Consider the following 25,526-nt stretch of genomic DNA (forward strand, 5'->3'; position numbering starts at 1 on the left):
CTCTAATTACCAATTATTCATTCCTGCATCCGGTATACGGCATACAGGCGGACATGGTTTTGCCCAGTCATATGTATTGGAGATGATTTCAGCACTCTCAGCATTTTGAAGATCCACACGGAAGGAGATAAAAATCAGGGTAACCAGCATTTTCCCATAAATATCATTGTATCTTAGTCCAAAAGAACATGTAATCCCTGTTAATGTTGAATCCGAAAGGCATAAATCAGCTGTAGGAACATAGAATTTTTTAAATATTCCTTCACCATTATTCTCTTTATATTCTCTGTAAAGCCAGTCCAGTCCTTCATATCTCCATTTTTCAATCGCTTCTATCGCTTTATCCTGCGGCAAAACAGGTTGCGCAGAAACAGGAAAGGCCATATCTGCATTTTTATTAATATTCTGAAGATCTTTGGAAAGGATTGCATTTTTAACAATCGTATATTGCTGGGTTTCCTGCAGTTTCAGATCTTGCCCTAGTTCACAAAGGTTGTTATACGGATAGCTTTCCAGCGGAATTCTTACTCCTTTTTCATCCATCGGATAAAGAATCAGGATCAGCTTATTACTATATATACCCATTGCAGCACAAAACTCCGGATATTCTTTAAATCCGGTCATCCATTGAAGGTGTTCTGCGGAAATCTCAAAAACATAATGGGTGGGAATCAAATTTTTCATTCTGAGAAAATCAGAGCAGCATTTGCTCCATTCATCTGCTGCATCCTGACAATCTTTTGCAGAAAGCATAGAATCTACGATGTTTAATGTTGTCATGTAGGTAGTTTTTAGTTTTATAAAAATAAATAAACTAAAAATCCTACGCAAGTAAGATTTTAATTAATAATTCCTTACAGTAATATGATAACAACTTTGTTGCTTTTCTTTTATGTAATAAATTCTACCAGCATTCACATAATACTTTAAAACTTTCTCCAACGCCGCTTCCATTTTCGGATTATATTTAAGAACATTATTGAATCTTATATAGGAAATATCAAATGAATTTCCATAGTTATGTGAGCTTATTCCCAGTGAAGCATTCGAATTCACCTTTCTCAGCCTGCACTGGTCTTCAAGAGTCCGCGTAATGGAAGAAACTGTAAATGTTCCGCCTTTCGTGTCTTTGCTGAATCTGGCCCCTATCTTTTCGAGGGTAGCTTTAGCTTTAGAAACCATATAAGCTCTGCTGTAATCAAGCTTCAGAACACGGTATCCCTTTCCGGTCTTTTTAATCTTGTGAAACTTCCCGTTATTGATATATTTCTGAACTGTTTTAGAATCTTTCAACAATTGTACCCCAAAGCTCTTCGACGCATCAATATGAGGCCTATATAAAGCTGTTGGTTCCACTTTCAATACCGATGTAAGATCATAGCAGGGAAAAGCTTTTTTGGCTGTCTGCGAATAATGTAAGTTATAAATAAAAGGCACAAAGACCACACAAAGCAACTTTCTCATTAACCATCCTTTTAAATTACTAACGAAAGATAAAACATTTATGTTGTATCTTTCAGTTTCTATCATAATATTATCTGAACAAATCCCAAACAAACATTAAACCAATTTATTGAATTTACAATCTTTGTTCTCTTATTTTTGAAATATTTTTTCAGATTTATCTTTTTATTTTAAGATATAAATTCTACATTTGAGATACATTTTAAAAATAAACAATATGATAAAAAAACTTTTTGCTGAATTTTTCGGCACATTTTGGCTTGTTTTCGGAGGTTGTGGAAGTGCTGTCTTTGCAGCCGGCGTTCCCGACATTGGCATTGGACTTTTGGGAGTTGCCTTAGCTTTTGGTCTCACTGTTCTTACAATGGCTTATGCTGTAGGGCACATTTCCGGAGGCCATTTCAATCCCGCTGTTTCTTTCGGACTTCTGGCAGGCGGCAGATTTCCGGCAAAAGACCTTATCCCTTATATTGTAGCCCAGTGTCTGGGAGCTATCGTTGCAGCGGCTTGCCTATACACCATCCTTAATGGTGCCGGAGCAGTTGACTTCTCACAACCGGGAGCGTTTGCAACCAATTTTTACGGAGAAGCTGTTTACAACGGAAAGGCGTTCAGTATGGGAGCAGCATTCCTTGCTGAGTTTTTATTAACAGCCTTTTTCCTTATTGTGATTATGGGGGCAACAGACAGATGGGCTAATGGTAAGTTTGCCGGTATTGCTATCGGGCTTGCACTTACTTTAATTCACCTGATCTCCATCCCGATTACCAACACTTCTGTAAACCCCGCAAGATCTCTGTCACAGGCAGTTTTCACAGGCGGGCTTGCCATGTCGCAGCTTTGGCTGTTCTGGGCAGCTCCTATTTTAGGGGGAGTAGTAGGTGGATTGATTTACAAATTCTTACTTCAAAGAGATACCGCTGAAATAACAGATTAAATAAAAAAATAATAACAACTAAAAAATCCTGTCTTCGGCAGGATTTTATTTTATCTTTTTAATATCAAAAGGATTTTTAAAAATAAGTTCCTCATGTTTCCCCTTAATTTCCATTTTCCGCTGAAGCAGATTAAGAGCCATTTTCCTGATGAAAAGATCTTTATCATTCAGCTTCCAGTATGAATCTTCGTGAAGTTTTTTAGGCTCACGAACAGGGTAAAACTCCGTTTCCCAGGTATCTGCATTGTGATAAAATTCAATAATTCCGCAATGCCCGGGAATCATCGCCGGGTCTACCATACCCATAGGAAGCAAAAAACTGAAGGCATTACAGACATAATCCCCGCAGGAAATTTTATCATGTTTTAAAAACTGATCGCCGGTTTCCTTATTGATATATGATTTTTTAAAATCATTTTTAAAATCACTTTTTGAAAGCTTGATTTCAATTTCATGGCTGAATCCGGCAGCATCAATGATCAGCATGTCTGCCTCCCAATCACCCTGAAAATAATTCGTCAATACAATTTCTCTTTCAAAATCACAATGGGAATAAATATAGGCGTGAACAAGTTCTTCAATTTTGATCATTGTTTACAGGTTGTATAATATTTGTTTAGAGTTAACAATAAATGTCAGGCTTTCCTGGTATTCCAATACACTTTCAACTCACCAGAAGGCTGCAACCCCTGATATCCGAGTGATCTATTCTTCCTAATACCTGGAATTTATTTCCTGTTATTTTCCCCAGATCCTGAGTCGCAATAAAAGCACAGGAATGGATATTGGCCAGGTCAATAATATTAATAGCTCCCGTTCTTCCTTCTTTTTCGTATGAAAAAGGATCTTCTGCGTTCCTGATCATGATTCTCATCCAGGCAGGACATTCGTATTCGTTATTTCCAAGGGAATAGGCTTGTGATAAAAGCTCTGTCATAGAATATTCGGAATAAATCCTATGGGTTTTAAAACCATCCTGAAGAATCTTCAGAAGCTCATCTTTTGTCATCTCCTCTTTTCTGCCTTTCATTCCACCGGTTTCAATAACTACTAAATTTTCCAGAAAACTGAATGATTTATCACTTTGCAGACAATAATCCAAAAAGTCTAACAGCGCAAAAGAAACCCCGAAAAGAATAACCTTTTGACCCTGCAGGGAATTTAAAAGGTCAAAAAGATCGGCATGATTATAAAGAAAATATCCGTTCTCCGGCCTGTCAGACTTTTTCATCAGATAGTCTACCATGTAAATCAATGATGAATTTTGTCTCTCCAGGTAACTTGGAAGCAGCCCAAGGAAAATAAAGTCTTCAGGTTTGCCGATAAACTGTTCAAAACTTTTATAAATACTTTCTTCATATAAGCCCTGGTCCGCAATGAAATGTCTGGAAAGATTCATCCGGGTCGTTCCCGAACTCTGAAAGAAAAGATCAGCTGTTACATTTTTATCCAGAATCTGATGATTTTTAAACATTTCTATCGGGAGAAACGGTATTTTTTCCAAACCATCTACCTCATCAGGATTAATTTTCAAAAAATCAACAAACTTCCTGTATATTTCAACATGATCATACTGATAACGAAACGTTTTCAGTGATTCAGCTAAGAAGTCCTGTTCTGTCTGTATATTGAATATATTTTTCAATGGTATAAATTTTTTATCATCTTATAACTTCATTATAAGACAATTATCTATAAAAATATTTTTATTTAATATTTTTTTAATATTGAAGTCATACTTTGGTAACAATTTTGCAATTATTTATTCGGAATATGGATTAAAAACAGAATGGGCTTCGGCTCATTCGAAATTACCTCTTTTCAGGGGTAATTTTTTTATGTTATTTTCCGAACACCTTCAGCTCAAAATCTTCGTCGAAAACCCCGTAAGTAAAGTAAGAAATCCAGTCACCGAGATTAATGTACTTTGAACCGGGCTCCAGATCCAACACCATTGGAAGATGACGGTGCCCATAGATGAAATAATCAATTTTTTCCGTCTTCAGCTTTTCTTTGGAATAAATAATTAAAAATTCTTTTTCTTCTCCTAAGAAAGCCTTGTCTTCTTCCCCTGAAATCATTTTATTTTTTTGGGAAAGATACAATGCGATCTTCATGGCAATATCCGGGTGAAGCCATTTAAAAAGCCACTGGGCCACAGGATTGGTGAATAATTTTTTCATCCTTTTATATCCTTTGTCTCCGGGGCCTAATCCATCACCATGGGCCAGCAAAAACTGCTTTCCTCCCATTTCGAAGTATTGCTTCTGATAAAAAACAGTACATCCTATTTCTTCTTCCAGATAATCCTTCATCCACAGATCATGATTTCCTACGAAGAAATAAATATGAATTCCCCGGTCTTTCAGTTCTGCAATTTTTCCCAGAACACGAACATATCCTTTTGGAACTACATGCTTCCATTCATGCCAAAAGTCAAAGAGATCACCCATTAAAAACAAAACCTGGGCATCTTCTTTGATTTCATCCATCCAGCGTATAAATTTTTCTTCACGCACTTTGCTTGCCTGAGGAGTTGGCGCTCCAAAATGCTGGTCTGAAGCAAAATAGACTTTTTTTCCGGGTTCTAGATTGATTGTTGTTTTTAACACCGCCTGAATTTTGTAGGATAAAGTTATTGGTTATCTTCTGCAAACCATTCTCCATAAGAATTCTCAGTCTCATGAAGTTTAAGATAAGCTAAAGAAATTCCGTCCGGAAGTTTTGATTTTATTTTGGCTGCTATAGCGTACAACATATTTTCGCAGGTTGGCTGGAAACTGCAGTAGATCACTTTATGTCCTCTGGTTTCAAGATCATCACCCAACTCTTTATGTGGAGACAAAGCATTCACAAGAACCGCATGGTCCCATACATCTACAATTTCAGATTTTACGATACTTTTGATATCTCCAAAATCAACCACCATCCCGTTTTTAGGGTTTTCTATATCATTAATGGGTCTTCCTTTTACTGTCACAAACAGCTTATAGGAATGTCCATGCATATTTTTACATTTCCCATCGTAGTTGTACAGTACGTGAGCTGTTTCGAATGTAAAAATTTTTGTAATACGTATCATAATGCAAAGATATGACAAAACAGTTTAACAAAGAAAAGACAGTTTCTATTGTAACGATTTCAACAGGGCTTTAATATATCACATAAGCCAATCCGGATTTTAAACGATAACCAAGGCTTATTTTACAACTTTTTCAAAACAGCTGATCACTTTGTAATTCCTGTCTTTAATAATCATTTCATACTTTCCTTTATTCAAAATCAGAAAATGGCTATCCTTTGAATCTTTAAGTTCCAGGATATCAGCGGGAATACCTTTTTTTTCAAACTCTCCTTTACGATATGCCAAAATCAAAGCCGGATATTGAGTAACTGCAGAAGCCGGAATTTCTACAAATTTTCGGTTTTCATTAAGCATCCAGCCGGGTCTCCCTTTTATATATTTTGTAACAGGATGAATAATTTTAACATCGGTAAATAGTTCTTTATCTTCTCCATTATATACCGACTGATCAGGATTGGTCAGGATAACAGATTCTGCATTTTTCATCCATCTCAGCAATGGCTCGTTATATTTCGGAAGGCTTTTTTCAGAAAACTGAACCTGGTCAATAGTGAAAGGATTAAGTCCCGTCAGATCAGAAAGTCTCCCTGCCATTGTTTTCTCCCATGATGTATGAACTCCTTCATAGACATGCTCATAACCACAGTAAATCAGATATTTTCCTTCCTTGTTTTTTTGCATAAAATCATAAATGTTTTTAGCCTGCCCGATTTCCCTTTCCTTTCCATTTCCTTCACTCTCATAGGGAAAAAGCTTAAAACCGGTTTTCAGTGCATGGTAAATAAAGTTTCCGAATTCGGGTTCCTGAGAATAAAACCCGCTATTACTATCTGCAAATTTTGTAGTGTTTAAAGAGTCATTCTGTAATGTTTCAATTCCCAGGTATCTGTAGCCACGTTCATACAACCCTTTGAGCAACGAGGATACAAAATTCCTATGACTTGCATTGTGATGGGCTTCGTTAATAATGATTATTTTTTCATGGGAGGCCCGGTCCATAATATAATCTTTTGCATTGACCGGGATGAGTTTTGTTAACTTCAGGCTATCGGCAGCACTCAGTTTTTTAACCCTTCCGAAAGTGATATCCCAGCTCTCCAGAGCCTTTTTATATTGCCCGCTTATTGAGTAGTAGGTAGCTCCCATCTGACTTCTCCAGGATCCTGGTTTTGTAGTATCTTCTACTATGGTCTTTTTCACATCCTCTGAAAACCGATAGAAACTCTCCTGGGCATAACCCGAAAAGCCGAAAAATAGTACAAGAATTGAATAATAGAATTTCATGTTATTAGTTTTATTTTTGATTAACGATAGCAAAAAGCAAAGTAGCCGCTACCCAATGATTTTTTGGATGACAATATCAGGTCAGTTTTTCCAGCCAGTCATTTTCCAGGCGCTTGATTTTCTTTGTTTCCGGATCAAATAGAACCCATAGGGTACTGGAATTCACCAGCAACCGGTCATTACAATAAAACTCAACTTTTCTGGGCTGTTTTGCTCCTTCCGGTGATTCCGGGTATGTTTTGATGGTAATAATATCATTCAGGTAAGCCTGCTTTTTATATTGAATATGGTGGTCTAAAAGCATCCAGGCATCATTTGCATATTCTGTTTTCTGTTTCAGAAGGTCCCAGTGCTCTGCTGCTATTTCTTCCACCCAGTGCACATATTGCACATTATTGACGTGATTATTCTGATCGATATGTTCTTCAGTCACCTGTATCTGCTTTTGATGTACTAACTTCATTATTTCATATTCTATTGATCATCAAATATAGTAACTTTTGAATTGCCTCCTATGAGAAAACCCTCTCAAAGAATGAGAAGGTTTACATCAAAAAAATATGGAAAAAATGACTAATGAAACTGTGCAGTTTCCGTAGAATCTTTCATGGCAACTGTTGCAGATGAACCATTTGTAACAATATTCTGGATTTCATCAAAATATCCTGTTCCTACAAAAGACTGGTGTTTTACCGCTCGGAACCCTTTTTGCTGCAAGGCAAACTCACGTTCCTGCAATTCTGAATATCCTGCCATTCCTCTCTCTTTATATGCTAAAGCCAATTCGAACATAGCTGTGTTCAAAGCGTGGAAACCTGCTAATGTGATAAACTGGAATTTATACCCCATTTTGGCAAGCTCCTCACGGAAAGTAGACATCTCTTCAACACTCAGTTTTGCAGCCCAGTTAAACGAAGGTGAGCAGTTATAAGCAAGCATTTTTCCCGGGAATTTGGCATGGATTCCTTCTGCAAATTTTCTTGCCTGTTCCAGATCAGGGTTGGAAGTTTCCATCCAGATTAAATCTGCATAAGGCGCATAGGACAATCCTCTGTCTATTCCCTGCTCTACTCCGTTTCTTACTACATAAAATCCTTCGGAAGTTCTCTCACCGGTGACAAATTTTTTGTCCCTGTCATCAATATCTGAGGTTAGCAAGTCTGCGGCATCAGCATCCGTTCTTGCAATGATAAGGCTCGGAACTCCTGATACATCTGCTGCAAGACGTGCTGCAATCAGTTTATTCACTGCTTCCTGGGTAGGGACCAATACTTTTCCTCCCAGGTGTCCGCATTTTTTTGCAGAAGAAAGCTGATCTTCAAAATGCACCCCGGCAGCTCCTGCCTCGATCATCTGCTTCATCAGTTCGAAAGCGTTCAGGTTTCCACCAAAGCCTGCTTCTGCATCAGCAATAATCGGTACCAGGTATTCTTTATTTCCTGTTCCGCTTACTGACTGAACCTGGTCTGCCCTTAATAAAGCATTGTTAATTTTCTTTACGACGGAAGGCACGGAATTCGCAGGGTATAAAGATTGATCCGGATACATTTCTCCGGACAAATTTGCATCTGCAGCTACCTGCCACCCTGAAAGGTATATTGCTTCCAGTCCTGCATCCACTTCCTGTACAGCCTGATTACCGGTTAATGCACCAAGCCCCGCTACATAGTCCTGGGAATTTAATTTGTCCCAAAGCTTTTTAGACATTTCCGTTGCGATGGTATAATCTATTTTATAAGAGCCTCTCAGTTTTAAAACTTCTTCTGCCGTGTAAGGTCTCTTCACTCCGTTCCAACGAGGGTTAGTCAGCCAATCTTGCTCTATAGCCTGGATTTGTTCTTGTTTTGTTTTCATAATATTTGGATTTGTTAGATTAAGGTTATGTAATAGTTGTTGATGTTAACCAATTGCTGGTCATTAGCTGTTTGATTGCGTTTTTTTGGTTGGTATTTCTATTGGATAATTAAATAAACGGATAGGCTTTAAGGGTTAAAAATTCCTCAAAGTTCTCAGAGAAAACCAATTCGTTGAAAAGTTCTTTAGCCAGGTTGAATTTTCCGTTTTTAAAACGTTCTTCTCCCACATATTTTTCAATATTGTCCATTTCTTCCGACTCCCATTGAAGGACCATATTCCGGGTGAGGGTCCTGTCGTCACTTAAGACGGCTTCGTTTTTCAGCCATTGCCAGATCTGGGTCCTTGAAATTTCTGCCGTAGCTGCATCTTCCATCAGATTATAAATTGCGGCCGCTCCTACTCCCATTAGCCAGCTTTCCAGGTAAAGGATTCCCACATTAATATTTTTCCTTACTCCTTTTTCTGTAATTTCACCTTTGGGAATTTCAAGCAGATCAGCTTCTTGTATATGGTATTCAAATTTTTTATCAATCTGGTTTTTGCCGGGCATATACTCGTCAAAAACTGCTTTTGCAACGGAAACCAATGCAGGATGTGCTACCCAGGTGCCATCATGCCCGTTTTTTACTTCCCTTTCTTTATCATTTCTTACTTTTTCGAAAGCCAGGGCATTTGCCTCATCGTTATCTTTCACAGGGATCTGTGCAGCCATTCCTCCCATAGCATGAACATTCCTTTTATGGCAGCCCTCAATCACTCTTTTTGAATAAGCATTCATAAAAGGTGAGACCATGGTTACCTGATCCCTGTCCGGCACAATAAATTCCGGAAGGTTTCTGAATTTTTTGATGTATGAAAAAATATAATCCCACCTGCCACAATTCAGACCTGCGCTATGTTCTTTTAATTCGTATAAAATTTCATCAATCTGAAATGAAGCGGTAATCGTTTCTATCAAAACAGTTGCCTTAATTGTTCCTTCAGGAATTCCCAGGTAATTCTGGGCAAAAACAAATACTTCGTTCCACCAGCGGGCCTCTTTATAATATTCTAATTTTGGAAGGTAAAAGTAAGGACCACTTCCTCTTTCCAGAAGCCTTTTTGCGTTTCTGAAAAAATAAATTCCAAAATCAATCAATGATCCTGAAGATTCTTCTCCATTGATTTCAATGTTCTTTTCAGGAAGATGCAATCCACGGGGACGAACAATCAGAACTGCTGTATTTTCATTAAGATGATAAGCTTTTCCTTTTTCATTTACAAAATCAATTGTTCTGTTCACGGCATCCGTAAGGTTCAGTTGTCCTTCCATACAATTCTCCCATGTAGGCGAATTGCTGTCTTCAAAATCAGCCATGAATGTCATTGCCCCGGAATTGAGAGCATTGATAATCATTTTACGGTCAACAGGTCCGGTGATTTCTACTCTTCTGTCTAATAAATCTTCCGGCAATGGTGCACAGACCCAGCTTCCGGCTCTGATTTCTTCTGTTTCTTTTAAAAACCCGGGCAGTATTCCCTGATCAAACTTTTGCTGAGTTTTTTTCCGTTCTTCTAAAAGCTCTGTTCTTTGGCGATCAAAATTCTGATGAAGAGCTACCAGGAAATCTATCAGATCCTGAGTGAAAATTTCTTCAAACTGCCTGCCTGCCTTTATTTTCAGTTGAGTCTTAGTTTCCATAACTTATTGATTTTGTGATTTAATATTACAAACATAAACAAAAATTTTCACAAATAGCGAACGTTCGCTATTTTTATTAAAAAATTATTATGCGAATAATCGCATCTATTATTTATCTTTGAGTATGAATTCAGAAAGCGACTTTATCAAAACGGTTTTCGGACTGAAACTGAAACAACAGAGACAAAAGAAAAACTGGTCATTACAGGATCTTGCCGTAAAAACCGGACTTTCAAAATCTTATCTCAACGAAATCGAGAATGGAAAAAAATACCCCAAGCATGACAAAATCATCCAGCTTTCCGAAGCTTTGCAATGTACTTTTGACGACCTCGTTTCCACAAAGCTGGATAAGAGTCTCGCTCCGTTTAACGAAATCCTGCAGTCTGATTTTTTTAAAGAGGTCCCTTTAGAGCTATTCGGGATTAATAAAAACAACCTCATCAGCATCATCAGTGATGCCCCCAAAAAAGTAACGGCTTTCATCAATGCCCTGATTGAAATTTCCCAAAATTATAATCTCGGAAAAGAAAGATTTTACTTCGCGGTACTGAGATCTTTCCAGGAGCTTTATGATAATTATTTTCCTGAAATAGAAGAAAAAGTAAGTCTTTTTACCCGGGAAAACAACCTTACAACTGATAAAAATTTACAATCTGACATTCTGGAAAAAATACTTTCAGAAAAATTCAATTACAGCATCCAGTCTGAAGATTTTGAAAAATACGGAACCCTGGATCATCTCCGTTCCCTGTTTATGCCTGAAAAAAAACTATTGCTTCTGAACAGGAAACTTGAAAAGGATCAGAAAACCTTTATTCTGGCTAAAGAAATCGGGTTTAATGTGTTGGAATTAAAAGTTCGTCCTACCACATATTCATGGCTTGACTTCGGAAGTTTTGAAGAAATTCTGAATAATTTTTATGCGTCTTATTTTGCGGGAGCTTTGTTAATATCAAAAGAACCCGTCATCGAAAAAACCGCAGACTTTTTTCTTCACAATAAATGGGAGCCCCAAAACTTTGAAGAACTTATCAGCAGTTTTACCCACTCCCCTGAAACTTTTTACTACCGGCTTACAAATATCCTTTCTGCTGAAATGGGAATTAAAGATCTTTTCTACTTATGCCTGGTAAAAAAGAAAGATTCGGACAAGATCCAGATTTTAAAAGAACTTCATCTCAACCATCAGCAAGCTCCCCATGCCAATGCGACCAATGAACACTATTGCAGAAGATGGATTGCTGTAAAGAATCTTCATTACCTGAAGGAAAATGAAACCCTGACCGGTGCTCAGATCTCTCATTATAAAGATCAGGGCATCAGCTACCTGGTGATTTCCACTTCTCAGAAAAACCCTTTTTCGGACGGAAGCAACAGAAGCTATTGTCTGGGCATTTTGTTAAACCCGCACACCATCAAGAAGATAGGTTTTATCAAATCACCGTCTCTTCAAACCATTAATGTAGGGGTTACCTGTGAATCCTGCAGTATACCTGATTGTGAAGTAAGGCAGGCACCTCCGGTAAGACTGGATAAAGAGCATTTTAATCTCAGTATGAAAAATTCAATAGAAAAGATCCGGAAGGAGTTTGAGAAATAAGCCTTAAAAAGATTTGAAGAATATCAAGCTATGGATAAAGGTATTTTCCGGCAGGAAAGTATTTCATAACTTTAGCAAAAACACACAATGATACTTGACTTACTTTTCCCTAACCGCTGCATTCACTGCAATAGAATTATCAGCCCTGAACTTCTGGTTTGTAATGTATGTTTTGACCACATTCATTTTACCCATTATGATTTTTCCGGCAATAATCCGGTCAGGGAAAAGTGTAAATTGCTGTTCCCTGTTGAAAACACTTATGCTTTGATGCAGTTTGAGGAACAAGGTTTAAGCCGTAAAATCATTCATGAACTTAAATACAGAAGCAGAGAAAAGGCAGGAAAAACACTCGCGGAATGGACGGCGGAACGACTGGATTTTAGAGACAAAACACCGGATCTTATGGTAAGTGTCCCGCTACATCCGAAAAAATTAAAGGAAAGAGGATATAACCAGCTTCATTTATTTACAGAGACATTATCAATATTGTATGGTATTCCGTACCACCATGAACTTATTAAAAGAAATCATTATTCAAAAGCACAGGCATTGAAAGACAGGGAGCATCGTTTAAGTACAGCTAACGCTTTCTCACTTACCCAGGCTGTTACAGGGAAACATATCCTTTTGATTGATGATGTTTTTACAACCGGGAATACGGTTTCATCTATCGCATGGGAGCTTTTAAATGCCGGAAACAATAAAGTAAGTGTTCTGGTAATGGCGATGGATCTTTAAAGTAATCAGTGATAACTGAAGTGTTTATCGGTTCATGTATACACTGATCGTACTTCCGGTACAAAAACATCCAATAGATAAAGTAAGATCAAGTTATTATTGATTTTATATACAATCCGGATCTCTAATTATCGCTGAAGTTTTTCTCCGTAGCTCAAATCTCCTGCATCACCTAATCCGGGAGTGATATATCCTTTTGAAGTTAATTGTTCATCAATAGCTCCTACCCATATCTGAGCGTCAGGATAAGCATTCTGAACCGTTTCTACCCCTTGCCTTGAAGCAATTGCTGCTACGATATGAAGTTGGGTAGGGTTTCCGTTCGTCAATAAGTCTTTGATGGCTTCAATCAGGGAGGCTCCTGTTGCCAGCATCGGATCTGCAACAATTAACGGTCTTCCTTCAATGCTTGGGCAGGTGAGATAATCCTGTTTAATGGAAAAATAATCGTTGGCATCATGTTTTCTGTAAGCGGCTACGAAACCACAATCTGCCCTGTCCAGGTAATTCAGTATTCCTTCGAATAAGGGTACTCCGGCTCTTAAAATAGTTGTAATAACAGGTTGTACCGCAATCTCCCTGCTTTTGATGGTATCTAAAGGTGTCTGAATTTCAACTTCTCTATGCTCTAATCCTTTGCTGATCTCAAAGGCCGCAATTTCTCCGATTCTTTCCATATTTCTCCGGAACCTCATCCGATCGTGCTGAACTTTTACATTTCGAAGTTCATTAATCCATTCATTAACAAGAGAAAATTGTTGCGATAAAATAGTAAGCATGAAGATCTTAATTTTTAATTCTGCAAAATTACAACTAAAAAACGAATTTGCAGGTTGATGTCAATAAGAATAAGGTATGAGCATAAAAAAACCTGATAAGAATATCCCACCAGGTTTTTATGAAAAGTCATTTTATTTTTGTCTGAAATATACTTCAATTGGGACTCCGGTAAATCCGAACTCTTTTCTCAACTGATTTTCAGTAAATCTTTTATAAGGTTCTTTCACATACTGCGGAAGATTACAGAAGAATACGAATTGTGGTGAAGGTGTAGGAAGCTGAACACAGTATTTAATTTTAATGTATTTCCCTTTATTGGCCGGTGGAGGTGTTTGCTCAAAAATCGGAAGCATTACCTCATTCAGTTTTGAGGTTTTGATTTTTTTCTTACGGTCTTCATACACTTCCATTGCTACTTCTACTGCTTTCAAAATTCTTTGCTTCGTTAAAGCTGAGATGAATAGAATCGGAATATCCTGAAACTGGCCTATTTTGTCTTTGATAGATTTTTCAAAATCCCGCATTGTGTTCGTTTGCTTGTCTTCAATCAAATCCCACTTGTTTACCAGAATAACAATTCCTTTTCTGTTTTTCTGAGCCAGTCCGAAAATATTCATATCCTGGGATTCCCATCCCTGGGTAGCATCTACCATGATGATCACTACATCAGAATATTCAATAGAGCGGATAGATCTCATAACGGAATAGAATTCAAGATCTTCATTCACCTTGGATTTTTTTCTCATTCCGGCCGTATCTACCAATACAAACTCGTGTCCGAATTTGTTATACAGGGTCTGGATGCTGTCTCTTGTTGTTCCTGCAATGTCAGTAACAATATTTCTTTCTACATCCAACAATGCGTTGGTCAACGTAGATTTTCCTACATTCGGACGACCAGCTATTGTAATCTTAGGCAATCCTTCAAAAGGATCTTTATATTCTGTAGTCGGGAAATCTTTCACAATATCATCCAACAAATCACCGGTTCCTGATCCTGTAGCCGAAGAAAGTGTATAATATTTTTCAATACCCAACTGATAGAATTCTGTTGCCGGGAGTTCTTCCTTCGCTGAATCAACTTTGTTGACAACAATATAAATAGGTTTATTGGATCTTCTCAGCAATCTGTAAATTTCGTGGTCTGTATCAGTAAGCCCCTCTTCTACATTCATCATAAAAATAATAGATGTGGCTTCGTCCACCGCCAGCTGTACCTGCTTACGGATCTCTTCCTCAAAGATATCATCAGTTCCTACATCGTATCCTCCGGTATCAATTACGGTAAAGTCTACACCATTCCAGTCGGATTTCCCGTAGTGACGGTCTCTGGTTACACCTGCTGTAGAATCTACAATGGCTTCCCTTCTTTCCAATAAACGATTAAAAAGCGTGGATTTTCCTACGTTGGGACGCCCAACGATTGCGACAATATTTGACATAAAAAAATGTTTAATAATCCTTTCTTACTCAGGATATGTTATTAATGGGTTACTCCAACTTTTGGAGCCCAATTTTTTTGCAAAGATAAGGTTTATTATTTAATGCCCAGTATAAGGATTTCTGGTTTAATCAATTGAAGCCGGGAGATAGAAGCTGGAAGTTATTTCTTCTTTAAAAGTAAACATTCGTTTAACTTTTATTAATTAACTGAAAATAGCTTCCAACGCCTTTTCCAGCTTCCAGCCTGTATAATTACCTTTCTTAATCCGAATTCAGGTTATTGAGTATTAAAAGTCTCATTTATTTTGATTTTTTTATTAAAAATAATTATTTGGATATCAATACCTAAAGCCGTTTATACTGCTATTATACGCATTAATTTTTAATTTAAATTTTCATATTTAAAATTAATTTTCTAATTTCGCGGCATCAAAACAGACCCATGGTGTAGCGGTAACACTACTGATTTTGGTTCAGTCATCTGGGGTTCGAATCCCTGTGGGTCTACAAACCATCCTTTTAAAGGGTGGTTTTTCTTTTTATTATATTTTCTAATACATCACAATTTGTTTTCTAGTTTATATCTATTCCAAAACTGTAGGCATTTTTATTAAAAAATTCCAGTCTATACAAACGTATCCTATAACCTTCATTATATTTTATTCCACATAAAATAAAAAACAATTAATTTTTTACAATATTTAATTATTTTTTATTATTTTTATCCATACATAATGAAATATTTTATATATTTATTCAATCATTATTAAAAAAACTACCATGAAAACGAGTTCTTGCCAATATCACATTGGCACGTACTATACTCGGCTAACAGCAAATCCGATCGAGTATATAGTAAGCAAATACTTTTTTCATTGTAGGGTAGGATATTTTTTTGAAAGTAGGTTTTCAGAATATTTGTTTTGCAACAATAAGTACGATTGACAAAAGAAAAAACAGACGAAAACTCTTTGAAACAAAAAGTAAAAGACACCGGTAAAAAAAATTGAATACAAAAGTTGATTATACAACAACTCAAAAAGTGTATCACCAATTCAATAATTTTAAAAACAGGTTAAGAAAAAAGTTCTCACCTTAGCCTGAACAAAATGAGGACAAAACTAATTACTATGAAAAAGATCTTATTATTAACAACCGTTTTAAGTGTAGCATCATTATATGCGAATACCACAATTCCAACACCAGAAAAAGGAAACTATACTGCAGCCAATGCTTATAAAAAAATTGAATTGGATTACACCATAAAAGACGTTAATGGAACGACCTGGCACATCTACGGATGGGTTGATGTTTCAATAGGTTTAGGTGGAATCTCAATCAACCACTATGATGTTCATTTAGTAGGTGGTGGTAATCACTATCACTTTGTTGGAAAAATGTCAACACAAGGTAATGGAAGCACAGATATTGACGGCCTTTTAGAGGATGTTATTAATAAAAAAACTATAGATATCGATGGCGATATGAAGACTTTACTTATCCAGATAAATGACGATGTGATCAAGAACAATTCTTAAATATAACAGATGGCAAGGGGTAAACCCTTGCCATTTTTAACCTGTATTACCACATGAAAAAAATATCTTACTTATTAATTCCCGTTATCTGTTTATCTTTCATGAAACAAACCAATGATCAGTTTCTGGGTAACTGGAAAGTGGATGATATTATCAATTTAAGTGATAAAAGTGAGTTTAAAGAATTAGCATTACACCAATTGGTAAAAGAAAAAATCCGGGAAGAGAATATCCATATTGTAGTAAGACCTGACAGTATCATTATGTATAAAAAAGGAATTGCTACTGAAAAGGCGAAATTGTTTTTCACTCCTACCGCCAAAAAAGACAGTGTATTCATCAGATTTGATAATCATACCGGATCTATTACATTAAAAGGGAAAGATCATGGGGTCTTAACCCTGGAAAATAAAACCCAGTTTTTTCTTCAGAAAGATAAATAAAAAGACAGCATTCCTGCTGTCTCTAAGTTTTTATAAATAAGGTCATCTGTTAAATCAGATCAAACCTGTCCAGATTCATCACTTTTGTCCAGGCTGCTACAAAGTCCTTGACAAATTTGCCTTGCGCATCAGCACTTCCGTAAACTTCAGCTACTGCTCTTAATTCAGAATTAGATCCGAAAACAAGGTCTGCACGAGTGGCCGTCCATCTTGGCTGACCTGTTGACCGGTCGCTGCCTATATACAATTCCTGATCTTCTGACATCGCTTTCCATTGTGTTCTCATATCCAATAGATTCACAAAGAAATCATTGGTTAAAACTCCCGGACGATTGGTAAACACTCCATGTTTTGAACCATCAAAATTAGTATCCAGGGCACGCATACCTCCTATCAACACCGTTAATTCCGGAGCTGTAAGGGTTAGTAACTGCGCTTTATCAATCAGTAATGATTCTGTGGATACTGAGAATTTTCTTTTCAGGTAATTCCGGAAACCGTCAGCAACAGGCTCAAGATATCCCATAGATTCTACATCCGTTTGTTCCTGTGAGGCATCCATTCTTCCAGGGGCAAAAGAAACTTTAACATCATGTCCGGCATTTTTGGCAGCTGCTTCCACGGCTGCATTTCCTGCTAAAACAATAAGATCTGCCAAAGAAATTTTCTTACCATCGTTTTGGGAAGCGTTAAAATCGTTTTGGATTCCCTGCAACACATCCAATACTTTCTGTAACTGCACCGGATTATTGACTTCCCAGTTTTTTTGTGGCTCCAGCCTGATTCTGGCTCCGTTCGCACCACCACGTTTATCACTTCCTCTGAAAGTTGAAGCTGAAGCCCAGGCAGTAGATACCAATTCGGAAATACTTAATCCTGAATGTAAAACTTTCGATTTAAGAATTTCCACATCTGAATCGTTTACCAGCTCATGATCTACTTCAGGAATCGGGTCCTGCCATATTAATTCTTCCTGTGGAACATCGGGCCCCAGATAACGGGCACGTGGCCCCATATCCCTGTGAGTAAGTTTAAACCATGCTCTTGCAAAGGCATCTGCAAAGGCATCTGGATTTTCATAAAAATGTCTTGAAATTTTTTCATATACCGGATCCAGTCTCAGTGAAAGGTCCGTAGTTAACATTGTAGGTCTATGTTTTTTAGAAGAATCAAAAGCATCGGGAATAATTTCAGCACCATTTTTTGCAACCCATTGATGAGCTCCTGCCGGGCTTTTCGTTAATTCCCATTCATTTTCAAATAAATTTTTGAAAAAATAATTACTCCATTGAGTCGGGGTTTCCGTCCATGTTACTTCCAGACCACTGGAGATGGCATCTCTTCCGCTTCCGGATTTATAGGTACTCGCCCATCCCAATCCTTGCAGCTCAATTCCTGCACCTTCAGGTTCTTTGCCAACATGATCAGCCGGGCCTGCTCCGTGGGTTTTACCAAAAGTATGTCCTCCGGCAATCAAGGCAACCGTTTCTTCATCATTCATTGCCATACGTCCGAAGGTATCACGGATATCTTTGGCAGCAGCAATCGGATCAGGATTTCCATCCGGCCCTTCAGGATTTACATAAATAAGTCCCATCTGCACAGCTGCCAGTGGTTTCTCCAGGTTTCTGGAATGGATATCGCCATCTGCATTATCATCTGTCGGAAGAACCGCCGACTGTCCCTCTGCTACTCCTTCGGAACCGTGAGCATAACGCACATCTCCACCTAACCATGTCTTTTCCGATCCCCAATACACATCCATATCCGGTTCCCAAACGTCTTCACGCCCGCCTGCAAATCCGAATGTTTTGAAACCCATAGATTCCAGGGCAACATTTCCCGTAAGGATTAAAAGGTCTGCCCAGGATATATTTCTTCCATACTTTTGTTTGATCGGCCATAATAATCTTCTTGCTTTATCCAGACTGACATTATCCGGCCAGCTGTTTAACGGGGCAAAACGCTGCTGTCCCGATCCGGCACCTCCTCTGCCATCTCCTACACGATACGTTCCGGCACTGTGCCACGCCATACGGATAAACAGAGGCCCATAATGTCCGAAATCAGCAGGCCACCAGTCTTGTGAATCCGTCATTAATGCATGGAGGTCCCTTTTAACCGCCTCAAGATCCAGGCTTTTAAAAGCCTCGGCATAATCAAAGTCTTCATCCATAGGATTAGACAGTGATGAATGCTGACGCAGGATATCTACTCTCAACTGATCAGGCCACCAATCCTGATTTTGAGTTCCTCCTCCCGCTACATTCTTTTTCATCGTTCCGTTGTGAAACGGACATTTACTGATGTCATTCAAATCTTTTTCCATTGTTGTTTATTTATTTTATATTGATTAATGCAGATTAAGTAACTTTTCTGTTGTAAGACATGACAAACTTACAATCCTTATCTAATAAATACAATCTATTAATTATTATTTCAACGATAGTAAAAAACTATAATTAAATACTTCCGCGGCATTTATCAAAGACATTATTGTGGTATTAAGTTAGCGATTTTTTTGTATCAATTGAGTGAAAACATCATTACCCCACTCTATTTAGAATGACTCAAAGAATATCGGACAAATCTGAAAACCAAAAGTTTGAAAGTATTAAACTTACAGTAACAACATTCTCAATTTATAAACGTTTTTTCTGATGATTGCTATAAAACAATTCTTCCTTCTTCCTGTTTCCGGTATACAATCTTAAAATAAATTAGCTATCTTTATATAAGAAACATGAACATCTATGAAAAAAGTATTAGTTGTCATTCTGGTAGCCTTTATTATGATCCAGTTTTTTCCTATCGATAAAACCAATCCTCCCTTAACTCCGGGCATGGATTTTCTGAAGATTAAAAAAACTCCTGATAAAATTGCCAAAACCATCCGTACTTCCTGCTATGACTGCCACTCCAATGAAACCAGATATCCCTGGTATGCAAATATTTCACCGGCTTCATGGTTTTTGAAAAACCACATTAATGAGGGCAGAAAACATCTTAATTTTTCTACCTTTGCTGTATATGAGCCTCAGAGGCAACTCAAAAAATTAGAAGAGTGTATAGAAATGATTGAAAAAAAAGAAATGCCTCTTGAATCTTATTATATAGGACATCAAAATGCAAAGTTAGCGGATGAACAGCGTGCTGATTTGGTTAAATACTTTAATAAGATAAAAGAAGATACTGAAAGAGGAATTATGTTTAATAAATAGAAATTGTGGAAAACTGGGAAAATAAACATATTGTATTTTTTGACGGGAATTGTGGTGTCTGCAATTTCTGGGTCCAGTGGATTCTGGAAAGGGATAAAAAAGACAAATTTATGTTTGCTTCATTGCAATCCGGTTTCGGACAGCAATTTTTATCAGAAAGAGGATTAGAAACGAAGGTATTTAACACGCTTTATCTTTGGAAGCCGCATCAGTATTATTTAATCAAGTCAAAAGCTGTCCTGGAAATTGCCAATATGCTGGGAGGAATTTACAGACTTTCAATTATTGGAAAAATTATACCCGCCTTTCTGAGTGACCAACTTTATGATATCATTTCAAAAAACAGAATGAAACTGGCCAATCAAAAGTGCTTTCTCCCTGATGAGCATCAGAAGAAAAAGTTTATCCAGGTTTGATAATCCCGCATATTCACAAATTCCGCAAATGTTATTCTTACAAAAGAGATCCACGTTTGTCAGCAACATCTGCGGAATCAATATCAATAGAATCTGTCCTTTACTTATAAATTAACCGACCATATGGAATAGCTATTCGGCGGGCATTGGATTTTTACCCATTTATCCCCCTGAGTTGTAGGATACCAGCTTGAGTGTCCGGTAAAATCTTTAATCTGTTGGCTGCTCCAATTGGTTTCAACCCATCTTTCCTGCCAGCTTGAAGAGGTATTGATATACACTACAAGTCCGGGATTCCCGTTATATCCGTTACGTCTTGCAATGTATTCGTCATTATCCGTATAAAGAATAGATGTAGTTCCTGTTGCCTTATTATTATGGATCCAGATCAGGTTGTTCATTCTTTCTTTATTCAGCCATTCTTCATAATCCCTGTAGAAAATGGTAGGATAGCCTTCATGAGTCAGAATATAGGCATAGGCAGGCATTTTATTATAAATGATATCCGTATCATGATTGGCAACAAAAGTTACTGCCTTATAAGGATTTCTTTTCCACATCATATCGTCATTCAGGGCGTTTAAATTGCCATTATCAAAAGCTTCATCCATTTTATAGTAAGCAGCAAAGTCAAACACGGAACTGTTTGCATTATTAGCCCACCATTCCAGTGTATTGACATTGGAGTCCCAAAGCTCTCCCACGGAAAATCCTCCTACCTTGGAGTTCCACGTATTGACTACCCACGGTCCGAAGCCTTTGACATAATCAAATCTCCAGCCATCGAACTTCATTACATTTTTATAGTATTTTGCGACAGAGTCGTCCCGGCCCCAGAGCCAGTCCTGTACATGAGGATTGGCATGACACAGATCCGGAAATCCACCAAAAGAACCTTCATCATTATTTCCGTAGGCATTTTTATAAAAGTCATTGTAATTTCTTTGAAACTTTCCCGAAGCGATTCCGGAAAAATCCGTCCAGGTATTTGTTCCCGTAAAAGGATTGGCTTCCGATTTTCCTCCACTGTTATGATTGATGACAATATCCGCATATACCTGCATATTTTCTGCATGCGCTTTTGTAATCAATGCCTCCAGCTCTGTTCTGGATCCGAAGCGGGTTTCGATACTTCCATTTTGATTGAAATTCCCAAAATCATAATAATCTGTGGGATCATAGCCCATGGAATAAGCTCCGTTCTGAGCTTTTGAAGCAGGAGGAAGCCATACTGCCCCAATGCCTGCATCCGACCAGGCTGTCAGTTTATCTTTAACGGTATTCCACCAATTACCCCCTTCCGGAACATCCCAATAAAAACCCTGCATCAGAACTCCTCCACCGGGCCCGGATACAAATTTTCCCTGTACAGACACTTTTCCTGTACTAAATGGTCTCCCATCATGATGGGTCACATTAATTGTTTTATTGTGAGCCTCTTGTTTCCCCGGAGCTTCGATTGTTGATTCATCATTATTCCGGCAAGAGCTCATCACGGTTAAAGCCAGTAAAGAAAGAAGGAAATGTGTTTTTTTCATATCAATATCTGATTAGTAATTCATTAACCAATTTACACTTTTATCAAAAATAAACTCCAATCGTTGAGAAATATTTTCATTTTCTCCAATAAACATTCAGAAAGGATGGATGAAATTTTCATTAAAAAATCATAAATTTTTAAGATTCCCGAAACAATTTTTCTTTTAATGCATATATTTGCATACTATGGAATACAATACCCAAAAAACTCAGCTTCATATGCCGGAATACGGCAGGATTATACAACAATTGGTTGAGCGCTGTAAAGAACTTCCTACCAAAGAGGAAAGAAGTGAAATGGCTATGGCCATTATCGATTTTATGGGTCAGAGAAACCCACAACTTCGCGACGAAGAAAATTATAAACATAAACTTTGGGACCATCTTTTTATTCTGGCAGATTATGATCTGGATGTAGAATCCCCATATCCTTTTCCAACCAGGGAACAATTGGCAGAAAAGCCTAAAAAAATGGAATATCCAAAACTTCAGGGAGATTTTAAATTTTACGGAAAAAGTATTCTTCAATTGATTGATAAAGCAATTGAACTGGAAACCGGCGATGAAAAAGAAGCCCTTATCGAGGTGATTGCCAACAATATGAAGAAGTCTTACAATGTCTATAATAAGGAACACGTAACGGACGATGTTATTTTCAGGCATCTCAAGGAATTGTCGGAAAACAGGTTAGATCTTACCGGAATTGATTCTCTTGAAAAAAGTAAAATTTATTACACAAATAATAATAACCGAAACAACAAAAACAGCAGCGGCAATAAAAACCAAAGTAACAACAACAATAATAACAAACGAAAGCATAATCATAAAAACAGAAAATAATGAGTGGAACATTTCAAATAAGAGGAGGGAAAAAACTGCAGGGTGAAATAACTCCACAAGGGGCAAAAAACGAAGCCCTACAAATTTTATGTGCAGTTTTGCTGACCGATGATGAGGTAAGAATTAAAAATATTCCTGATATTCATGATGTGAACAGACTGATTGAAATTTTAGGGGACTTCGGGGTAAAAATTACCAAAAACGGACAGGGAGATTATACTTTCAAGGCTGATCAGGTTAATTTTGATTATATAAAATCCAGCGAATTCAAAAAGGACGGCGCTAAATTGCGTGGCTCCATCATGCTGATGGGACCTATGCTGGCCCGTTATGGCGAAGCTTATATGCCGACTCCGGGTGGTGATAAAATCGGAAGAAGAAGACTGGACACCCATTTCCAGGGATTGGTAGAGCTGGGTGCAGAATTCAATTACGATGAAGAGGAATACTTTTATTCTTTAAAGGCTACTGAGCTCAAAGGAAAATTTATTTTGCTGGAAGAGGCTTCCGTTACCGGAACAGCCAATATTGTCATGGCTGCCGTACTGGCAAAAGGAAAAACAAGAATTTACAATGCCGCTTGTGAACCATATCTTCAGCAATTATGTAAAATGCTAAACAGAATGGGGGCTAATATTTCAGGAATTGGTTCCAATCTCTTAACCATTGAAGGAGTAGATTCCCTGAGAGGAACTGAGCATACCATGCTTCCTGATATGGTGGAAATCGGATCCTGGATTGGTCTTGCCGCCATGACAAAATCTGAAATTACCATCAAAAATGTAAACTGGAATCAGTTGGGAGTGATCCCCAACACCTTCAGAAAATTAGGGATTGAACTTGAGCAGCGTAACGATGATATTTATATTCCTGCCCAGGATCATTATAAAATCCAGAAATTCATTGACGGATCTATCCTGACCATCTCAGATGCTCCATGGCCCGGATTCACTCCGGATTTGTTATCTATCATCCTGGTGGTAGCTACTCAGGCAAAAGGAAGCATTTTGGTTCATCAGAAAATGTTTGAGTCCAGATTATTCTTCGTAGATAAATTAATTGATATGGGAGCACAGATCATTCTGTGTGATCCACACAGAGCAACGGTAATCGGATTAAACCAGGAAACCCCTTTAAGAGGGACCACCATGGTTTCCCCGGATATCAGAGCCGGAAACGCCCTCCTTATCGCAGCACTTTCTGCAGAAGGAAAATCCATTATTCACAATATCGAACAAATTGACAGGGGATATGAAAATATCGATGGAAGATTAAGAGCCATTGGTGCCGATATTGAAAGAATCTAAAACTTATTTTTATTACTATAGAGCGTCCGGAGTGATCCGGGCGCTTTTTTATCTTCGAATATTATCATCCCCCGTGAGGAAGAGATGGATTACACATCAAATAGTAGCTACAGTAGAAGGCCTTTGTTTTTTAAGTATAAAAAGTGTCCGGTAAATAAATACCAGACACTTTGAGTAATTAAAACTATATGAATCTCTCTCAAGAATATTTCCGGCAGACATATTCCACCGTTGTACTCAAAAGTTTATTTTTATTCAGGTAGAATTCAAGTTGCTGATAATCTTCTGAATTGACATTGATGTATAACTGCACCGAACCAAAACTGTATCCGTTCACATATTCCACATTTGCTGATAACACTCTATGGCAGATTCCTAATTGGTTATAGATCATATGCATTAAATGTTCAAATTTCATTTTGCCATTCAACTCTATTTCCAATAACAATTCTTTTTTAGGCAGGTTTATTTTATTTTGTAAAACCTGCAGATTAGGATTAGGTGTAATCATCGTTAAACATTTTTGGTTAAACACTTTCAGATTATCTGCTTTCTGCGTTAAATCTGTGACAAAAATATAAAAAAATATTAGTCCACCAAATTAGTAGACTAATATTTTTTGAATTTTAACTAAAAAAGAAGCTTTTTCCAGCTTCTTTCATTTGAATTTTACAGTTCCCTTATTCTTTCCAACTTTTCTGAACCAGCCAGGCCATTAGGATTACAGCCCGGTTCTCCTTCAGGAACCTTCAGGTTTTTCTTTTTATAAAAATCTTCCCAGAATGCATTGATAGTTCCTGTTTTAGGATCAATAAAAGTCATGGGTTCCAATTTGAAAATATGATCTTCCCGGAAAGCCCTTTCTACAAAGTCTGAACAATAGAACGAGTTTTCATCCAGTATATAATTAAAGTTATATGGTTTCCCAAGCATTTGATGCGCTTTTTGAATCGCCTGTGGAATTGATTTCTGAAATTCAGGCTTCAGACGGTATACTATCACTTTCTGTCCTTCTTCTTTCTGATCATTAAGAAATTCTTTTATCTGTTGTTTTTGAGAACCTCCTTTTGGAGCTGCATGCAATACAAACAGTTCATTGCCCTCTTTTTCAAGAATGCCGATATGATCAAAAGATATTGTTTCCTGTCTTTGGGTAACATTATTAATAGCTCCGGAAAGTCCGGTTCCTTTTGCTGTTACAAAAAGTAAATCTCCGTTCTGAAGGGATAATTTCTGGTATGAGCTACAATGAGCCAACAGAAAAATCAAACAAAAAAATATTCCTGTCAGTAGGCTTTCTCTATTAAAAAGTAATTTAAATTCCTGCATTCATAATGATTTCAGTGT

The 25,526-nt window shown here is 37.5% G+C and carries 25 protein-coding genes and 1 tRNA gene; 10 read left to right on the plus strand and 16 right to left on the minus strand.

Annotation, left to right across the window (positions count from 1 at the left end):
• Positions 1–6 precede the first annotated feature (6 nt).
• Positions 7–780, minus strand: a complete 774-nt coding sequence (locus OK18_RS03130; protein WP_050019882.1) for a hypothetical protein — start codon at positions 778–780, stop codon at positions 7–9.
• Between the two features lie 63 nt (positions 781–843).
• Positions 844–1,464, minus strand: a complete 621-nt coding sequence (locus tag OK18_RS03135; protein ID WP_053329279.1) for a DUF5715 family protein — start codon at positions 1,462–1,464, stop codon at positions 844–846.
• A gap of 220 nt (positions 1,465–1,684) precedes the next feature.
• Between OK18_RS03135 and aqpZ the strand changes: the two genes are divergently transcribed.
• Positions 1,685–2,401 carry an aquaporin Z gene (aqpZ, locus tag OK18_RS03140; RefSeq protein ID WP_050020443.1) on the plus strand — a complete coding sequence of 239 codons (717 nt, stop codon included), beginning with the start codon at positions 1,685–1,687 and terminating at the stop codon, positions 2,399–2,401.
• A gap of 45 nt (positions 2,402–2,446) precedes the next feature.
• Here the strand turns inward: aqpZ and OK18_RS03145 are convergent, their stop codons facing one another.
• The 8 genes from OK18_RS03145 to aceB all read right to left on the minus strand — a co-directional run bounded on the left by OK18_RS03145 (position 2,447) and on the right by aceB (position 10,308).
• Positions 2,447–2,992, minus strand: coding sequence for a hypothetical protein (locus tag OK18_RS03145; RefSeq protein WP_053327052.1), 546 nt, complete (start codon positions 2,990–2,992; stop codon positions 2,447–2,449).
• Between the two features lie 73 nt (positions 2,993–3,065).
• Positions 3,066–4,046, minus strand: coding sequence for a LuxE/PaaK family acyltransferase (locus OK18_RS03150; protein ID WP_053327053.1), 981 nt, complete (start codon positions 4,044–4,046; stop codon positions 3,066–3,068).
• 196 nt (positions 4,047–4,242) lie between these two features.
• Positions 4,243–5,013 carry a UDP-2,3-diacylglucosamine diphosphatase gene (locus OK18_RS03155; protein ID WP_050019880.1) on the minus strand — a complete coding sequence of 257 codons (771 nt, stop codon included), beginning with the start codon at positions 5,011–5,013 and terminating at the stop codon, positions 4,243–4,245.
• 23 nt (positions 5,014–5,036) lie between these two features.
• Positions 5,037–5,483 carry a 6-pyruvoyl trahydropterin synthase family protein gene (locus OK18_RS03160; RefSeq protein ID WP_053327054.1) on the minus strand — a complete coding sequence of 149 codons (447 nt, stop codon included), beginning with the start codon at positions 5,481–5,483 and terminating at the stop codon, positions 5,037–5,039.
• 117 nt (positions 5,484–5,600) lie between these two features.
• Positions 5,601–6,770 (minus strand): hypothetical protein, encoded by a 1,170-nt coding sequence (locus tag OK18_RS03165; protein WP_053327055.1) that lies wholly within the window; start codon positions 6,768–6,770, stop codon positions 5,601–5,603.
• A gap of 76 nt (positions 6,771–6,846) precedes the next feature.
• The gene (locus OK18_RS03170) at positions 6,847–7,233 is read right to left on the minus strand and encodes an acyl-CoA thioesterase (RefSeq protein ID WP_050019877.1); all 387 of its coding nucleotides are present in this window, start codon (positions 7,231–7,233) and stop codon (positions 6,847–6,849) included.
• A gap of 110 nt (positions 7,234–7,343) precedes the next feature.
• Complete coding sequence (aceA, locus tag OK18_RS03175; protein WP_053327056.1) at positions 7,344–8,624, minus strand: isocitrate lyase; 1,281 nt, start codon at positions 8,622–8,624, stop codon at positions 7,344–7,346.
• 109 nt (positions 8,625–8,733) lie between these two features.
• Entirely contained in the window at positions 8,734–10,308 is a 1,575-nt protein-coding gene (gene aceB / locus OK18_RS03180; RefSeq protein WP_053327057.1) for a malate synthase A, read from the minus strand.
• A gap of 124 nt (positions 10,309–10,432) precedes the next feature.
• Between aceB and OK18_RS03185 the strand changes: the two genes are divergently transcribed.
• Both OK18_RS03185 and OK18_RS03190 read left to right on the plus strand, forming a co-directional pair.
• A complete protein-coding gene (locus OK18_RS03185) occupies positions 10,433–11,911 on the plus strand; it encodes a helix-turn-helix domain-containing protein (RefSeq protein WP_050019874.1) in 1,479 nt (492 codons plus the stop codon).
• A gap of 87 nt (positions 11,912–11,998) precedes the next feature.
• The gene (locus OK18_RS03190; protein WP_053327058.1) at positions 11,999–12,652 is read left to right on the plus strand and encodes a ComF family protein; all 654 of its coding nucleotides are present in this window, start codon (positions 11,999–12,001) and stop codon (positions 12,650–12,652) included.
• 128 nt (positions 12,653–12,780) lie between these two features.
• Here the strand turns inward: OK18_RS03190 and upp are convergent, their stop codons facing one another.
• A complete protein-coding gene (gene upp, locus OK18_RS03195; protein WP_053327059.1) occupies positions 12,781–13,431 on the minus strand; it encodes a uracil phosphoribosyltransferase in 651 nt (216 codons plus the stop codon).
• Between the two features lie 132 nt (positions 13,432–13,563).
• Positions 13,564–14,874 (minus strand): ribosome biogenesis GTPase Der, encoded by a 1,311-nt coding sequence (gene der / locus OK18_RS03200; RefSeq protein ID WP_050019871.1) that lies wholly within the window; start codon positions 14,872–14,874, stop codon positions 13,564–13,566.
• Positions 14,875–15,311: 437 nt separating this feature from the next.
• Here der and OK18_RS03205 point away from each other — a divergent pair.
• The 3 genes from OK18_RS03205 (at position 15,312) to OK18_RS03215 (ending at position 16,856) form a co-directional block, all read left to right on the plus strand.
• Positions 15,312–15,382 (plus strand) — tRNA-Gln (locus tag OK18_RS03205).
• 623 nt (positions 15,383–16,005) lie between these two features.
• Positions 16,006–16,413: a hypothetical protein gene (locus OK18_RS03210; RefSeq protein WP_053327060.1), complete on the plus strand. Its 408-nt coding sequence runs from the start codon at positions 16,006–16,008 to the stop codon at positions 16,411–16,413.
• Positions 16,414–16,466: 53 nt separating this feature from the next.
• A complete protein-coding gene (locus OK18_RS03215; protein WP_053327061.1) occupies positions 16,467–16,856 on the plus strand; it encodes a hypothetical protein in 390 nt (129 codons plus the stop codon).
• Between the two features lie 49 nt (positions 16,857–16,905).
• Here the strand turns inward: OK18_RS03215 and katG are convergent, their stop codons facing one another.
• Complete coding sequence (gene katG / locus OK18_RS03220; RefSeq protein WP_050019865.1) at positions 16,906–19,185, minus strand: catalase/peroxidase HPI; 2,280 nt, start codon at positions 19,183–19,185, stop codon at positions 16,906–16,908.
• Between the two features lie 424 nt (positions 19,186–19,609).
• Here katG and OK18_RS03225 point away from each other — a divergent pair, with 424 nt between their 5' ends.
• Together OK18_RS03225 and OK18_RS03230 are read left to right on the plus strand one after the other, a co-directional pair.
• Entirely contained in the window at positions 19,610–20,077 is a 468-nt protein-coding gene (locus OK18_RS03225) for a heme-binding domain-containing protein (RefSeq protein WP_053327062.1), read from the plus strand.
• 5 nt (positions 20,078–20,082) lie between these two features.
• Positions 20,083–20,493, plus strand: coding sequence for a thiol-disulfide oxidoreductase DCC family protein (locus OK18_RS03230; protein ID WP_050019864.1), 411 nt, complete (start codon positions 20,083–20,085; stop codon positions 20,491–20,493).
• Between the two features lie 104 nt (positions 20,494–20,597).
• Here OK18_RS03230 and OK18_RS03235 read toward each other — a convergent pair whose 3' ends face one another.
• On the minus strand, positions 20,598–22,031 hold the full coding sequence (locus OK18_RS03235; protein ID WP_053327063.1) for an alpha-amylase: 1,434 nt from the start codon (positions 22,029–22,031) through the stop codon (positions 20,598–20,600).
• Between the two features lie 187 nt (positions 22,032–22,218).
• Between OK18_RS03235 and OK18_RS03240 the strand changes: the two genes are divergently transcribed.
• Positions 22,219–22,872 (plus strand): DUF4290 domain-containing protein, encoded by a 654-nt coding sequence (locus tag OK18_RS03240; RefSeq protein WP_053327064.1) that lies wholly within the window; start codon positions 22,219–22,221, stop codon positions 22,870–22,872.
• Complete coding sequence (gene murA, locus OK18_RS03245) at positions 22,872–24,179, plus strand: UDP-N-acetylglucosamine 1-carboxyvinyltransferase (protein ID WP_053327065.1); 1,308 nt, start codon at positions 22,872–22,874, stop codon at positions 24,177–24,179. The genes OK18_RS03240 and murA overlap by 1 nt, the downstream gene beginning before the upstream one ends.
• A gap of 199 nt (positions 24,180–24,378) precedes the next feature.
• Here the strand turns inward: murA and OK18_RS03250 are convergent, their stop codons facing one another.
• Both OK18_RS03250 and OK18_RS03255 read right to left on the minus strand, forming a co-directional pair.
• Positions 24,379–24,690 carry a cysteine methyltransferase gene (locus OK18_RS03250; RefSeq protein WP_050019860.1) on the minus strand — a complete coding sequence of 104 codons (312 nt, stop codon included), beginning with the start codon at positions 24,688–24,690 and terminating at the stop codon, positions 24,379–24,381.
• Positions 24,691–24,848: 158 nt separating this feature from the next.
• A complete protein-coding gene (locus tag OK18_RS03255; protein ID WP_228377683.1) occupies positions 24,849–25,448 on the minus strand; it encodes a YiiX/YebB-like N1pC/P60 family cysteine hydrolase in 600 nt (199 codons plus the stop codon).
• Positions 25,449–25,526: the final 78 nt, after the last annotated feature.

The sequence above is a fragment of the Chryseobacterium gallinarum genome (assembly GCF_001021975.1).
Lineage (GTDB): Bacteria > Bacteroidota > Bacteroidia > Flavobacteriales > Weeksellaceae > Chryseobacterium > Chryseobacterium gallinarum.